At 44.1% G+C, this 15338-nt stretch carries 11 protein-coding genes; 10 read left to right on the top strand and 1 reads right to left on the bottom strand.

The genetic code is table 11. The features are described 5' to 3' along the window. The first annotated feature begins 48 nt into the window (after window positions 1-48). From rsxA to ACYQ28_RS04145, 8 genes are all read left to right on the top strand, one after another. The gene (rsxA, locus tag ACYQ28_RS04180) at window positions 49-624 is read left to right on the top strand and encodes an electron transport complex subunit RsxA (protein WP_460048358.1); all 576 of its coding nucleotides are present in this window, start codon (window positions 49-51) and stop codon (window positions 622-624) included. Between the two features lie 9 nt (window positions 625-633). After that, the gene (rsxB, locus tag ACYQ28_RS04175) at window positions 634-1242 is read left to right on the top strand and encodes an electron transport complex subunit RsxB (RefSeq protein ID WP_460048360.1); all 609 of its coding nucleotides are present in this window, start codon (window positions 634-636) and stop codon (window positions 1240-1242) included. Window positions 1243-1268: 26 nt separating this feature from the next. Then, window positions 1269-3569: an electron transport complex subunit RsxC gene (gene rsxC, locus ACYQ28_RS04170; protein ID WP_460048361.1), complete on the top strand. Its 2301-nt coding sequence runs from the start codon at window positions 1269-1271 to the stop codon at window positions 3567-3569. 94 nt (window positions 3570-3663) lie between these two features. Next, window positions 3664-4710, top strand: coding sequence for an electron transport complex subunit RsxD (gene rsxD / locus ACYQ28_RS04165; RefSeq protein ID WP_460048362.1), 1047 nt, complete (start codon window positions 3664-3666; stop codon window positions 4708-4710). Next, window positions 4710-5342: an electron transport complex subunit RsxG gene (rsxG, locus tag ACYQ28_RS04160; protein ID WP_460048363.1), complete on the top strand. Its 633-nt coding sequence runs from the start codon at window positions 4710-4712 to the stop codon at window positions 5340-5342. The genes rsxD and rsxG overlap by 1 nt, the downstream gene beginning before the upstream one ends. Further along, the gene (locus tag ACYQ28_RS04155; protein WP_460048364.1) at window positions 5339-6058 is read left to right on the top strand and encodes an electron transport complex subunit E; all 720 of its coding nucleotides are present in this window, start codon (window positions 5339-5341) and stop codon (window positions 6056-6058) included. The genes rsxG and ACYQ28_RS04155 overlap by 4 nt, the downstream gene beginning before the upstream one ends. A gap of 825 nt (window positions 6059-6883) precedes the next feature. Beyond that, window positions 6884-7300 (top strand): hypothetical protein, encoded by a 417-nt coding sequence (locus ACYQ28_RS04150; protein ID WP_460048366.1) that lies wholly within the window; start codon window positions 6884-6886, stop codon window positions 7298-7300. 589 nt (window positions 7301-7889) lie between these two features. After that, on the top strand, window positions 7890-9194 hold the full coding sequence (locus ACYQ28_RS04145; RefSeq protein ID WP_460048367.1) for an HDOD domain-containing protein: 1305 nt from the start codon (window positions 7890-7892) through the stop codon (window positions 9192-9194). A 55-nt stretch (window positions 9195-9249) separates the two neighbouring features. Here the strand turns inward: ACYQ28_RS04145 and ACYQ28_RS04140 are convergent, their stop codons facing one another. Further along, window positions 9250-9849, bottom strand: coding sequence for a YceI family protein (locus tag ACYQ28_RS04140; RefSeq protein WP_460048368.1), 600 nt, complete (start codon window positions 9847-9849; stop codon window positions 9250-9252). A gap of 565 nt (window positions 9850-10414) precedes the next feature. Between ACYQ28_RS04140 and ACYQ28_RS04135 the strand changes: the two genes are divergently transcribed. Together ACYQ28_RS04135 and ACYQ28_RS04130 are read left to right on the top strand one after the other, a co-directional pair. Further along, a complete protein-coding gene (locus ACYQ28_RS04135) occupies window positions 10415-12700 on the top strand; it encodes a TonB-dependent receptor (RefSeq protein ID WP_460048370.1) in 2286 nt (761 codons plus the stop codon). Between the two features lie 339 nt (window positions 12701-13039). Beyond that, complete coding sequence (locus ACYQ28_RS04130) at window positions 13040-14905, top strand: alkaline phosphatase D family protein (protein ID WP_460048371.1); 1866 nt, start codon at window positions 13040-13042, stop codon at window positions 14903-14905. Window positions 14906-15338 lie beyond the last annotated feature (433 nt).

The following is a 15338-nucleotide window of genomic DNA, read 5'->3' as shown; positions in this document are numbered from 1 at the left end:
ACTTGCGCCCTAAACAGTTAGATTTCAACGAGATATACACGCATTCATATGGCTGAATTCGCAGCAATATTATTAGGCACCGTACTGGTCAACAACTACGTACTTGTGCAATTTTTAGGCTTATGCCCGTTCATGGGCGTCTCAAATAAATTAGAGACGGCGATCGGCATGGCTGGCGCTACAACCTTTGTACTGACATTGGCATCTATTTGCAGTTATTTGGTGTATACATTTCTGCTTGAGCCACTCGGTCTAGAATACTTGCGAACCATTACGTTTATTATGGTTATCGCGGTTGTTGTGCAGTTCGCGAAGATGTTCATCGAAAAAACCAGTCCGCTGTTGTATCGCGTACTTGGCGTTTTCTTACCACTTATTACCACTAACTGTGCGGTATTAGGTGTTGCGCTACAAAACACCAACAAAAACCTTAACTTCTTCGAGTCCAGCCTGTATGGATTTGGCGCAGCGGTAGGTTTTTCACTGGTGTTGATCCTATTTTCAGCGATGCGAGAGCGTTTGGCTGTTGCCGACGTACCTACCCCATTTAAAGGCGCTGCCATCGGTATGATCACCGCAGGCTTAATGTCTTTAGCGTTTTTGGGTTTTGCAGGCTTAGTCTAAGGAGTACTCGTGTTGGAATTAATCACTGAAAACGCGGTTGTTACTGCGCTTGTTGCTTTGGGTTTTCTCGCTTTGGTGTTTGGCGCCCTTTTAGGGTTTGCCTCGGTGCGCTTCAAAGTTGAAGGCGATCCTATTGTTGACCAGCTCGACGCCTTACTGCCACAAACACAATGTGGTCAATGCGGATACCCAGGCTGCCGACCTTACGCAGAACAAATTGCTCAAGGCGATGAAATCAACAAGTGCCCTCCCGGTGGCCAAGCTACCGTAGAGGCCATCGCTCAGCTAATGGGTGTTGATGCACCAGAACTTGATACCGGTGGCGCTGAGTCAGCCGAGGTTACGCGTGTTGCGTACATTCGTGAAGACGAGTGCATCGGTTGTACAAAATGCATTCAAGCGTGCCCAATGGACGCCATTTTGGGCGCTGCAAAACAAATGCACACCGTTATCTCTGACGAGTGTACCGGTTGCGATCTATGCGTAGAGCCATGTCCGGTGGATTGTATTGACATGATCCCAATCCCAACCACGGTGCAGAACTGGACTTGGGAAAAGCCAGCCAGTAACAGCAACATTATTGCTACCGACAAGCAACCCGCTCATCAAGCCGCATAACGTTTTTTGCCCAAGGATATTTTTAGGTGACTGCACAAGCCGTGACTCATCAGATTATTGCTACTAGCAGCCAAAGCGAACGCAAGTTGTTCCCGATTCCGGGCGGCGTTCATCCGCCCGAAAACAAAAGCCAGTCACTTAATCTGCCATTAAGTGCTCTGCCCGCGCCCGCGAAAATTATTTTGCCGTTAAACCAGCACATAGGTGCACCGGCAAAACCTTTGGTCGCGATTGGTGAGCGAGTATTAAAAGGCCAACTAGTGGCCAGCGCTAAAGGCTTTATCAGCGCTAATATTCATTCCAGCATTAGCGGTACGGTTACCGCCATTGAAGAATTACCGGTGCCGCACCCGTCTGGCTTACCAGCTATGAGCATTGTCATTCGTTCAGACAATCTTGACGAGTCTGTAACCTACGAGCCTTGTGAGAATTATTTCGAGCTGCCCAAAGAGCAGGTAATCGCGAAAATCCAGAGTGCTGGTATTGTCGGCATGGGTGGCGCCGGGTTTCCAACCTCGGTGAAGCTTGGCGGTCGCGGTAAGATTGAACACCTTATTATCAACGGCACCGAGTGTGAGCCTTACATCACCGCCGACGATATTTTGATGCAGACTTATCCCCAAGAAATTATTGAAGGGGTAAAACTGCTTGCGCATTTATTGGGTAATCCCGCCGATGTTGTTATCGGCATGGAAGACAATAAACCCAAAGCGTTCACCGCGCTTAAAGAAGCGGCTAAAGGCACTAACGTGCAAGTAGTTGCCTTTCCCGGAAAATACCCATCCGGCGGCGAGAAACAATTAATCCAACGCTTAACAGGCAAAGAAGTACCCAGCGGTAAATTACCTTCTGATGTTGGTGCCGTGGTGCAAAATGTAGGTACCGTTTACGCGGCATATCGTGCGGTGAAATACGGCGAACCGTTGATCGAACGCATTACAACGGTTGTTGGCGGCGCCTTACAAAAACAAGGCAATGTTATTGTACGTATCGGGACACCTGTCGCCGACGCTCTTAGTGAGTTTGGCTTTAAAGAGCGCCAAGCATCGCAGTTGATTATGGGCGGCCCGATGATGGGATTTACCCTAGAAACCGCTGAAATTCCGATTGTAAAAACCAGCAACTGCATTATCGCGCCAAATTACGCAGAAATGCCTCCGGTAGCACCGGCGCAACCCTGCATTCGTTGTGGACTTTGTGCAGAAGCCTGTCCAGCCGGTTTATTACCGCAACAATTGTATTGGTACGCTCGCTCGGAAGATCACGAAAAGCTTCAGGCGCACAATTTGTTTGATTGTATTGAGTGCGGAGCTTGCTCGTTTGTTTGCCCAAGCCATATTCCCTTGGTGCAGTACTACCGCGCTTCGAAAGGCGCAATTCGAACTGAACGCGAAGAAAAGGCTAAATCAGATCGATCACGTCGTCGCTTTGAGTTCAAACAAGAACGTATCGCCAAGGCCGAGGCCGAAAAAGAAGCCAAGCGTATTGCTCGACAAAAAGCGGCTCAAGAAGCGCAACAGAAAATGGCAGAGCAAAAAGCGAAAACACCGCCAGCTGCTGCTGCCCCTGCTACAACCGAATCACCAGAAGATACACGAGCACGTCTTGAGCGAGCGCTTGCGTCTGCGCAAACCCGCTTAGAGTCAGCGCAGGCAAAACATGCCGAAGCCGTTGCCGAAGGCAGTGATCGAGTAGATCAAATGGCGGCTCGCGTAAAACAGGCCGAACTGAAGGTACAAGAAGCACAAGCAAAATTAAGCGAAACCCAGCACACACCAACCGCGTCAACGGTTGATACGAATAGCGATGATCCGGTAGCGAGAGCCATAGCCAAGGCCCAAGCGAAAAACGCCATGTCACCGCTTGAAAAAGCACAGTCGAATGTTGAATCGCTTGAAAACCGCTTAAGCAAAGCCCAAGAGAAACATCAGCAAGCCGTCAGTGAAGGTGCCGATAATGCATCTGCGCTGTTAATTGGTGTTAATAAACTCACAGAAAAACTCGAACAAGCACGCACTGAACTGCAAGGTTTACAGGCGGAGTCTATTAGCAGTACTGAAAAAACTGCGCCGGCTCCCGATGATCCAGCGGCGGCGGCCATTGAACGCGCCAAAGCAAAAGCAGAAGCCATGGCCAGCATGTCGCCCAAAGAAAAACTGGAGAATCAAATCGAAAGTTTAACGGGACGAATTGCCAAGGCCGAGCAAAAACTTGCCGCCGCACAAGCCGAGAACGCCGACACAGTTGAAGCATTGGGATTAGGTGTTGAAAAGCTCAAAGCCAAACTTGCCTCCACTCAACAGGAGTTGGAGCAACTAAACCCTTAAGCTTTAGCGGTTCGAGAAACGGTCTGCGCGCAGGCAGACCGCCAGCAGTTACTCAATCTCTACGAGATTCATTAAAAAGGTTGTTATATTTTCGATGAGCTTCATCAGTCAATCATCTCCACACGCTCACGCGACCAACAGCACACAGCGTGTAATGCTAACCGTGGTTTTGGCAACAATTCCCGGCGCGCTGGCCATGGTGTATTTCTTTGGCATTGGCGTCGTTATCAATTTGACGTTAACCATTGGATTTTGCCTAGGCTTTGAAGCCGCAGTGTTATATTTGCGAAAACGCCCTATCGGTTTTTATTTAAAAGACTTTAGCGCCTTGGTTACCGCGGTTCTTTTAGGTTTAGCCTTACCACCCTACAGTCCTTGGTGGATGATTTTTGTCGGGTGTTTCTTTGCCATTGTTGTTGCCAAACAGCTTTATGGCGGCTTGGGATTTAACCCGTTTAACCCGGCAATGATTGCCTACGTTGTTTTACTGATATCGTTTCCAGTACAAATGACACAATGGGCAGCGCCGGTTAATTTGGGTGATCTACCCAGCATTGGTGAAGCCTTGGCGAAGGTCTTTACCGGCGCAACGATAGATGGATATTCAGGGGCGACTCCGCTAGATGCCTTTAAGCAATCAGAATCCCTAACGGTTGCCGATATTTATTCTCAAAAACCTATTTTTTCGGAAGCGTTTTTTGCCGGCGCCGGTTGGGAATGGGTTAACGCAGGATTTTTGTTGGGCGGCTTATTTTTGCTATGGCGCAAAATATTCACTTGGCACGCACCCGTTTCCATGTTGGCGGTACTCGCGTTGATGTCGATCGTATTTTACGACGGTAGTTCAGAGAGCTCGGCACCAGTGCTTACGCATTTATTCTCCGGCGCAACCATGCTCGGTGCATTCTTTATCATCACCGACCCGGTCAGCTCAGCGGTATCCAATAAAGGACGACTTATTTTTGGTGGCTGCATAGGATTACTGGTATTTCTGATTCGCCACTTTGGTAACTATCCAGATGCGGTAGCCTTTTCGGTACTGCTAATGAACTTTGCCGCACCGTTTATCGATTATTACACCGTACCGCGCAGTTATGGTCACAGCAAACCGCGTCGCGCAACAGAAAAGGTAGACGTGTGATGATTACTCAAGCCATTCGTAAAAACAGCATTATTTTAACAGTATTCGCTATTTGTACCGCGGGTTTACTGGCAGTAACCTTTCAAGGCACCAAAGAAAGAATCACCGCAAGTGAACGAGCGGCCGCGCAAAAAGCATTATTAGAAGTTGTAACCAAACACGACAACGACCTTCTGGCCGATACCAAACAGATTCCCGAAACGGCTCTGGCGCAACTGGGCTTAAAAGAACCAGAAGTTGTCAATATCGCCCGCGTAGACGGGCATATTAACGCGGTTATCGTGCCAGCTATCGCGCCAGACGGTTACAGTGGTGCGATTCGCTTAATTGTTGGTGTTGATCACAACATGAACATTACCGGTGTTCGAGTGCTTTCGCACAAAGAAACTCCGGGGCTTGGCGACAAGGTAGATACCAAAAAAACCAACTGGGTTCATGGTTTTAACGGTAAATCTCTCACCAATCCCAGTGTTTGGGCGGTGAAAAAAGACGGTGGCGAATTCGACCAATTTACCGGCGCTACCATTACGCCTCGCGCTGTGGTTCGACAAGTTGAAAAAGTGTTGCAGTTTGTCGATGAACACAAAGACATGCTCTTTGAAACTCAAACCGAATTAACGGAATCACCATGAGTCAGGTCAGTTATCAAGAAATTACCGAAAACGGTCTGTGGAAAAACAACCCAGCACTTGTTCAGCTGTTGGGCTTGTGCCCCTTATTGGCGGTCAGTGGATCGGTCGTAAACGCGCTAGGATTAGGAATTGCGACTCTGGTCGTTTTGGTTGGCTCAAACCTCGCAGTATCTTTAATTCGTAACGCCGTGACCGACGCCATTAAACTGCCTGCGTTTGTAATGATTATCGCGTCGTTCACAACCTGTGCCGAATTATTAATGCAAGCATTCACCTACGAGCTGTACCAAATTCTGGGGATTTTTATTGCGTTAATTGTGACCAACTGTGCCATCTTGGGTAGAGCAGACGCATTTGCCAGCAAAAACAAACCCATTCCATCTATGATTGATGGCTTTATGATGGGCTTAGGATTTGCGCTTGTGCTAATGGTGGTTGGTGCGGTTCGTGAACTATTAGGCAACGGAACTCTGTTTGCCGACATGCATTTATTGCTGGGTGAATTTGGTCGCAATTGGACCATCAGCATCAGCGATAATTATCCGGGCTTTTTGGTAGCTGTATTACCACCGGGTGCATTTTTAGTAACCGGATTTTTAATAGCCTTAAAAAATATCATCGACAGCGAAGCAGCACGTCGGAAAAAAGCTCGACAAGCGTTGGCACCGGAAGAAAAATCCAGCCGACGAGTTCGTACTACTGGCAACATTACTTAATTGATTACCACAAAAAAGGCAGCACAATAGCTGCCTTTTTTAATCTAAACTCTATTTTCTATTTCACACGGCCTTTATTTTATACGGCCTTTGTATTACTTTTATATGTTGTTGTATTTCGAATAGAAGTTTACAAAACCTTGGTTTTGTAAGAAGTTTCGCACCTCGTATTTATGAAAAACTCTGATCAACCTAGAGTTTTTAAGACAAATACCTCAACAACATTCTTATCAAAAAATTTCTAGTAATTCTTCGACTAAAAAATATTTTCACTACCAATATATTGCTAGACCAAAGGTATATCGATCTTTATCAAAAAGCTGCCATTGTTCTGTTATCTATTGGTATAGCATCACAAGTTCAAGACCTTCCCATCCTTGTAAGTCAGTAATTACTTAAGTAATTCGGAAAAAAACCAATCCGACTATAAAATTAAACACTTCTATACTTTTTAGCGATAAAGAGAAGAAATAGAAACCTCTTGCGTTTATATTTTTGACTTTTAATTCAAAAATTATCGGCTGTTACCTTGACAATTTCTATGTTTAAAAACCACTATTGACTTTGAATAAAAGTTGTAAAAACCAACTGCGAATATTGGATCAAAAGATAAACACGCAGTATCTTAATGTGAACAAATACCGCATTAATATTAAAACAGTGTCAAAGTTGTGATCTCTTCTGACGATAACAAATCGATTTAGTATTAATTTGGTCAAAGTTAACTGATTGGCTTAATTAGCTAATATACAATTGCTCAATAAAAACTTTTAGAAAATATCAGTGAATTCTACATTCCCCACACAGTATCATTAAGAGTTATTCATGATTCAATTTTCACCACCTGTGGTTCTGTTTTTTGGTGTCGGCCTGTTATTCATTGCTCTTGCAGTTGTTCGTTATCAGCGCAATAAACCCGTTGAAGAGCCTCAAGGTTTTGGTCAACCCAATAAGACAAAAACCGAACGCAATTACCAAAGCGTGTCTATTGTCACACTACCGGGCTGCTGTGAGTCTGCTAAGGCTATGAATGGCAAAATGTATTTGTTGACTGAAGCTCCAAGCCTACCACTGCCGGGCTGTACGCAGCCGGACTGTCTATGTTCGTATAAGCAATTCGCCGATCGACGTCAAAATCCCGACAGAAGAAATCTATGGGAATTATGGCAACAAAGAAGAAACAACAAAAATAAGAAACCCGATGACAGGCGTCACGTCAAAGATCGTCGAAGTGGCATTTAGACCTTTTTTTAATTAAACACAAACCCGCTCTATTTATTTGTATAGATTGCGCAACTCCTGAAACTCAACATGACTATAAGAACCTCTGACTAACTCGTCGCTGATTTAATCAGAGGTCAGAAATTGAAAACACATCCTTGTATCGCTGGAAACTCTAGGTTAATCAGAGTTTCCTATATTATCACTCGGTCAAAGCGGCCCGCCGTTAATAAAACCACGATTAATTCAACATGAATCAATTAACCGGTCGAATGGTTGACCGCCACTACAGATTGATTTTTTACAAAATAAGTTTGCATTATTTTGGAATTAATCTAGCCAATAATCTTTAACTCTCACTCAAATTATCGACCTACATTTTTACCATCAAAATCAGAAAAAATAAAAGTTCTCTACTACACTTTAGGAATCTCTGATTAACTCATCCATGATTTAATCAGATTACAGAAATTGAAAATGCGATTTCCAATTTCTTCACAATTTCAATCACTTACAGTTCTTGAAATTGACGACACATCCTTGTGCCGCGAGAAACTCTAGGTTAATCAGAGTTTCCTTTAGTAACCACTGATGTAGCTTGAGAACCAACATGCTTACGAAATACTTCCGTCGCGAAAAAAAGCCTGAAAACACTATCAAACCTAGGCGTGAAGATAATTCTACACAGGTTTTTAATCGCGAATATCTCAGCACCTTAACACCCTTTGATCATGTTCAAGAATCTACCTTAATTCTTGCTATGAGCTTTGCCCAAATTATTGAACTCGGTCAGAACTTGGTTCTTTTCGACAACGAAAGTGACGACGCACATGATTACTACTTAATTCAAGGTGCAGTAAAAATCATTGCTGATGACGGTAGAGAATCGCTAATTACCAGCGGCACCGCACGCGCACTTAAACCCTTGGCGTATTTGCGCCCGATACGCTACAAAGCCATCACCAAGAGCATCACAGGTCGATTTTTAAAACTACCGCATAATTTTGTTGAGTCTATTTTTGAGCAAGCCAAAAAAAGTTCTGAGTGGGATCACGAAGAGATTGTGGTTATTGGCCACTTTAACCAAGAAACTCTTCTTGAAAAGGTACAAAGAGAAATTGAGCGCGGCGCCTTAATTATTCCAACGCTTCCCGAGGTCGCCGAAAAAGTTCGCATTGCCTGTGAAGATGCAGAAACTAAAAACCGAGAAATTGCTTATATTATTTCTTACGATACATCTATTGCCACAAAATTAATTGCCGCATCAAACAGCGCTTTATACAAGGGACTAGAAAGCACCTCAACCATCGAAGACGCTATTTCTAGATTAGGGCGAAATACTACAAAAAGCTTAGTATTTTATTACTCCAGTAAAGAGCTATTTGAAACACCGTCTTCTTTATTGCGGCAATTATTTTATTCGTCTTGGGAAAAATCGTTAGAAAGAGCAATTTTAGCAAAAATTATTGCTGTACACGTCAACTGCAATTTAAATCCAGACACCGCCTTTTTATGTGGATTATTATTTCGTTTAGGTGACCTTGTAACCTATCAATACGTGAGCGAATTTGTCGACGATGTCAATGAACTCAGTAAAGTTCAAAATATCGCAGAGAAATACTCCGTAAAAATTACCGAAAAAATTTTAAATTTCTGGAAAATTCCAACCATCATTTTGGAAAGTATTAAAAACGGTGGTAACTGGTTGTACGACTCTGAGCAAGAAATTCCAAATTACTGCGATGTTTTAATAACCGCCAATGTTCACCTAAGAATGCTCAGTAATAATATTGAAGGAATGCCCGGTTATCGAGATATTCCGGCACTAGCCAAGGTAATGACCAACGATTTTGCGCCCGGTATTAGTATTATTAGTGAATTCCACAAAGCCTTGGCGGAATTTAAAGCGCTGTAAACAACTGTAATTTGGTAAAAGCGTGTGGGAGTGAATAACTCCCACATATGCCGTATTAATTTTTAAATGTTAATACAAACGACGTAGGAACAACCGGAGTAATACTGTTTAACTTAGCAATTTCTTGAAGTTGTTGTACGCCTGCCAACAAATCAAATTGATCTGCTTTAATCATGGTTGGTTTTAATGTAGAAACCACAACACCGGTTTCCATTTCATTGGCTAAAACGTCAAAAGTTACCGGTACAGTTTTACCGTGTAAAGAAAGCTCGCCTTCTACAGTCGCCTTAGCAATACTTTTTTGATTGACTTCAGCAAGTACGGCCGACACATCTGCGGTAAATGTTGCTGTCGCGAATTTAGCCGTTTCAAATAAAATGTTCTGCATTCTCTCATCGCGGATCGCAATTGCGGTATCAACACTGGTTAAGTCGATATCTACAGTCACCTTACCGTCGTCAGAAATAGTACCCACAATATTTTTAAAGGTATGAGCCTCAGTTACCGCAGAGTTTTTAGTCGTCAAAAAAGTTAACTGAGATAGGCCTTTGTCCAAACTCATTTCTGCACTCGCAAGCGATGCAGACAACAATGCCGCCGCGCCTAAGCCCGCTACAGTAAACATTTTCGCGAACTTTTTAGTTGTATGAATCATGCCACATCACTCCTACTGGTTGTTTGTTATTGTCCATCGATGAAAAAATCCACTCGATGATTTTGGATACTGTCGTGAGACATCAATATCTCTTGAAAAGTCGTCTATTGAGTGTAAAACCCCGTAAACAATTCGTGCATCTATTCTAGTACTAAAAGCTTGTACCACATCAGCTTGATTTTAATAGCATATCCCAAAATGTATATCTGTAATCGTTGACCATTGAACGATCAATGGCGATTAATTCAGCCAATACTGTCGAAAATTACTCTATTGATAACCTAACCCAACAAAAATTAGCACTATTGAGCACTAAAATACCTTGTCGCTGATTAATGTGCTGAAAACTGAAATGTATGAGCGATAAACTTTTGTACGAAATTTAAAGCCGATTTTTGAACTAATTTGCGCCAGAAATTTGCGAATTTTGAAACCAGTGCATAAAAGTACAGTTCGTATAAGAATTTACTGGTTTATCTTGATTTTTGTCGCAATACTGTAGCAATTTTGTCGCAAAGTATCGCTCTTTTATAACTACACAATAAATCAGAATTTGAGGTACCTCATGTTCCCAGCTCGTTCAGTTGTGGCACTTAGCCTGCTATCTGCTATTACTCTTGCCAACCAAACCTTTGCTCAATCAGCCTCCCAGAAAAAAGAAGAATTGGTTGAAATTGTTGTTACCGCGCAAAAGCGTGAGCAAAGTATCCAGGATGTTCCTATCACCATTTCGGCATTAAGTGGCAGCACACTCGACGAACTCGGTATTGATCAATTCGATGAGCTTTCCGATCTAATTCCCGGACTTGTAGTTCAACAGCAAAGCGTTAACAACAACGGTTATGTCATTCGCGGCATCACCTCAGACGACGGCGGCGCCCCCATTGCGCCACGTGTTTCGGTGTATTTAAACGGCGCCGATGTTTCTCGCTCGCGCGGTTCGTATTTCGAAGTTTACGACATGGAACGCGTTGAGGTTGTTAAAGGTCCACAGGCCACTTTGTTTGGCACGGCTGCATCCATTGGAGCCATCAGTTTTATCACCGCCAAGCCGCAAGAAGAATTTGAAGCTGAAATTACCGCACGCGCTGGCGAATTCGACACACAAGAAGTTACCGGTTTCGTGACCGGTGGTAACTCATTGGTTCAAGGTCGTCTTGCGATACTTTCGCGTGAACGCGACGGCTACACAGAAAATAATGCCGGTGACGACCTCAACGGCTACGAGCGCTTCGCCATTCGCCCAAGCGTTCGCATTACACCTAACGATAACCTAACCATCGATTTTGTATACAACTACGAAGATGCCGATGACCCGGGTACAGGTTTCGTTGCCGAAGAGCTGCTATTTACCGACAACGCATTCATTAGCGTGCTTGACTCCACCAACTTAGGCGACAACGAAGTTGGTGTAGATCGCGAAACCAACGACTTTAATGCTACCGTAAAATGGGACATTAACGATGAGTGGGCATTTACCTACATCGGCGCCTATCGTGACCATGACTCGGTAGAAGTCTTTGATGCCGACGGTACGCCTTTCGAATTCTTGAACTTTGGCGAAACTGCTGATGGTGATCAAAACAGCCACGAATTTCGTTTTAACTTCAGTGGCGATCGTTTAACCGGCTTTTTTGGCTTGAGCTATTTCGATGAACAAGCCACGCAAACCGTACCAATCGCTACCGAAGAAGGTCTGTTCTTAAGCTGCGTTGGTGCTTTTGCAGGCGCCGGCATTCCGGGTTGCGCGTCAGTGACGACCTCCCTTGCAACCGGTGGTCTTGTTAATCAACTTCCTTACGAAGCATTTTTCTCGAACAGTGCCGATAACCAAGCAACTTCGGTGTTTGCCGACGTTTCTTACCAGCTCACTGAGAAACTCGAAATCACCGCCGGTATTCGCTACGTTGATGAACAACGTGAATCAACCTACACCTCAAACTTACCGGTTTCTGTTTTGGTATCTGCTGCAACACAGGCCGCAACCGGTCTTGATGAAGCCACACTTTTAGCACTGGGCATTCCGTTAGATTTATTCGGCGGCGCCATGTTTAACACCGGTGGCGCAACCATTGGTGGTGACACCGACGATACCGTGATCCTGCCACGCATCAACATTCGCTACGATGTGAACGACAACTTTAGTGTTTATGCGAGCTGGGCAGAAGGTGAACGCTCTGAAGTATTGGACTTCTCAGAGGGCCGAGAAAACCTAATTCCTTCAGAAGAAATTACCAACTTCGAAATTGGTATCAAAGGCAGCTTGCTCGACAAACGTTTGAGCTACTCTGTCGCCACCTTTTACCAAGATTACGAAAACTTCCAAGTTACCGTTCTTAACGACGCCGGTCAGCGAGTTCCACAAAACGCTGGTGATGCATCAAACGTTGGTTTAGAAACCGATGTCACTTGGCAGGTTGATGCGCATTTAACTCTTTTGGCAAACTTTGCTTATATTGATGCCGAAATTGATGATGACGCTCAAAACGGTGAGTTCGCAGGCAACCAATTCCGTTTACAACCAGAAACCACCGGGGCAATTAGCTACATTTATCGTCGTCCGTTGAGTGACGCTCTGCAATTCACTTCCAGTGGTAGCTGGGTATATCGTGATGATGTCTTCTTCGACATTGAAAACGAATTTGAAGAAAGCGCAGTAAGTTTGGTTAATCTGCGCTTCGGTATCGCAGCACTTGATGAAAACTGGTCGGTGGAGCTTTTCGCCAATAACCTGTTTGATAAAGAATACATCATCGACGCGGGTAACACCGGCGATGTATTTGGTTACCCAACATTTGTTGAGGGCGCTCCACAAATTCTTGGAATCCAAGCAACCAAACGCTTCTTCTAAGGATAAGAACGTCTGATTAACTGATCTCCGGTTAAATCTGAGAGAAGTTAATCAGAGGGCAGAAATTGCAGGATAACCATTGAAAAAATCCGCTCAATTTCGGTTCCTTTAGCGGCACTCTATTGGGTGAATTAAAGGTTCTCAACGTTAAACCTGTAAAAATTGCTCTGTGCCCAGTGTCGAAAATAAAGACTCTGGGCATTTTATTTTTACCGTTGTCATCGTTTAATCTTCAAAAAATTCTGAATGAAGTGCCGGTGACTTGTGCACAAATTTTTTCAGAATTATTCGCGCATTTTTCTGCCCGTATTTTTTCTGCCTGTATTGTAGAGACGTGTTATGCCAAAACTTAATCGCCGCCAATTTCTTACCTCTGTTTCGGCAGCAGCCAGTAGCGCTGCATTATTACCCGGATGCACCTCCCCCATCGATCAACCGTCGGTAAGCTTTGATCATGGCGTCGCCAGTGGCGATCCGCTGTCCGACTCGGTAATTTTATGGACTCGCGTTACACCCACCACCGAAACACCACAGGATGCGATCAACGTCGTTTGGCAGGTTTCTACACAACCAAACTTCAATAACATTGTTTTTGAAGACAGCGTTTCTACCAGTGCAGAACGCGACTACACCGTTAAAATAGACGTTAAAGCGCTAAAGCCTAATACAACCTACTACTACCGTTTTAATGTTGGTCAAACCCTAAGCCCGGTGGGCCAAACCAAAACTTTGCCCGAAGGTGACATAGATTCCGCAAAATTCGCGGTTGTATCTTGCTCCAACTTTGGTTTTGGTTATTTCAACGTTTACGAAGAAATCAGTAAGCAAGACGATCTTGTTGCCGTGGTGCATTTGGGCGATTACATCTACGAATACAATGTTGAAAAATACAATGATCCCGATTTAGTCGGCCAGCAACGCAAACTCTTACCACCCGGGGAACTGTTAGTGCTTGATGATTATCGTCAACGCTACAGCTTGTACAGACGCGATCCGTCGTTACAAAAACTACACGCTAAAACGCCGTTTATTTGCGTTTGGGACGATCACGAACTTGCCAACGACGCGTGGATAGGCGGCGCAGAAAACCACCAACCCGACGAGGGCGATTGGGAACAACGCAAAGCCTATGCAATTCAGGCCTATCGAGAGTGGTTGCCGATTCGCGATCCAGAAAATAACGAAAATACAGCCATTACCTACCGTAACTTTAAAATTGGTAACCTCGCCGATCTAATCATGCTCGACACCCGAGTGATTGGTCGTGATAAACCCATCGACTATTTACAAGAAATGATTTGGCGACAAATTCCATTTGATGTTTCTTCGGTATCCACCGGTGGCTCAGGCGTACCAGTGCTAAGCGCTGATCAAATGGCAAAGGTTGATCCTGCACATATTCAAATGATTACAGTGCCTTTTGATCTTACCAAAAATCCACCGACACCAATTTTAGATTGGGAAACCATTACCGCACTTGATCCTAAAAACCTGCCTGCTGGCTGGGCATTTTTACCCGACGCAAAACAAGTTCGCGAAAAGCTCCTCAATAATCCACAGCGCAACCTACTGGGTAAAGCCCAAGAGGCCTGGCTCGAAAACACACTGGATGAATCCAAACAACGCGGCGCCACATGGCAAATTCTGGGGCAGCAGGTATTAACCGGCGAAGTCTTAATTCCCGATGTACGCGACATCTTGTCTGGCAAAGCCTCCATTCCAGCCAACATCATTAATGCCATTATTCTTTTAGGCCAAATGGGTATTCCATTTAATACCGATGCTTGGGACGGCTACAATGTTGCACGACAACGCTACCTGCAATTATTGAAAAACCACGCGGTAAATGCCGTAAGTTTGGCGGGCGATACCCACAATGCTTGGGCGTTCGATTTAATTCCCGACGGCGAATCAGATTCCGTCGCTGTGGAGTTTGCAACGTCTAGCGTAAGCTCTCCGGGAATGGAAAATTATATTTCTACAACCTCGCCAGAGCAGCTCTCTGAACGTTTGGTAAAAATTAATAAAAACCTGCGTTACCAAAATAGTCATCAACGCGGTTGGATGCTTCTAGAATTAACGCCAGAAGCGGCCATTAACCAATGGCAATTTGTCAGCACTGTTAAAACCAAAGAATATCAGCCAATTCAAGGGCCAACCTATCAATGCCAAGCCGGTAAACATAAGTTAGAACAGTACAGTTAATCGATTTGCGCAAAACTTAAAAACTCCGGTATTGCCGGAGTTTCTGTTATTAATACCAGAGTAAACACCTATTCAAAGTCTTTGCTTTTTCCGAATAAATTAGACCTTCGTCATTTATTTAACGTTAAGAACCTCTGACTAACTTATCCATAATTTAATCAGAGAACAGAAATTGAACATGTGATTTAAAATTCCTTCACAGATTTCAGCACAATTTTAATCACCTATCGTTCCTGAAATGAACGGTTTATCCTTAGACCGCAGAAAACTCTTGTCTCGGTTAGTCGAAGTTTTCTCTAGTTTTTAACTGTCGTTAAAAAACCCTACCGATGCTCCTCTGAAGCCTCATTCTGTTTTTTGTAAAACAACCTATTTTTGTAAACACTATTTTTCAGAACACGGCTTTTAAAGTCATTCAAAAAAATAATCACCA

Source organism: Sessilibacter sp. MAH1 (genome assembly GCF_054658315.1).
This window is presented reverse-complemented; position numbering and strand designations above follow the sequence as displayed.

What these genes read in the sequence shown, in the direction of transcription:
- rsxA (WP_460048358.1), top strand. Translation starts at nt 49, where the DNA reads ATGGCTGAATTCGCAGCAATATTATTAGGCACCGTACTGGTCAACAAC.
- ACYQ28_RS04140 (WP_460048368.1), bottom strand. Translation starts at nt 9,849, where the DNA reads ATGATTCATACAACTAAAAAGTTCGCGAAAATGTTTACTGTAGCGGGC.
- ACYQ28_RS04150 (WP_460048366.1), top strand. Translation starts at nt 6,884, where the DNA reads ATGATTCAATTTTCACCACCTGTGGTTCTGTTTTTTGGTGTCGGCCTG.
- ACYQ28_RS04135 (WP_460048370.1), top strand. Translation starts at nt 10,415, where the DNA reads ATGTTCCCAGCTCGTTCAGTTGTGGCACTTAGCCTGCTATCTGCTATT.
- ACYQ28_RS04130 (WP_460048371.1), top strand. Translation starts at nt 13,040, where the DNA reads ATGCCAAAACTTAATCGCCGCCAATTTCTTACCTCTGTTTCGGCAGCA.
- rsxD (WP_460048362.1), top strand. Translation starts at nt 3,664, where the DNA reads ATGAGCTTCATCAGTCAATCATCTCCACACGCTCACGCGACCAACAGC.
- ACYQ28_RS04155 (WP_460048364.1), top strand. Translation starts at nt 5,339, where the DNA reads ATGAGTCAGGTCAGTTATCAAGAAATTACCGAAAACGGTCTGTGGAAA.
- ACYQ28_RS04145 (WP_460048367.1), top strand. Translation starts at nt 7,890, where the DNA reads ATGCTTACGAAATACTTCCGTCGCGAAAAAAAGCCTGAAAACACTATC.
- rsxG (WP_460048363.1), top strand. Translation starts at nt 4,710, where the DNA reads ATGATTACTCAAGCCATTCGTAAAAACAGCATTATTTTAACAGTATTC.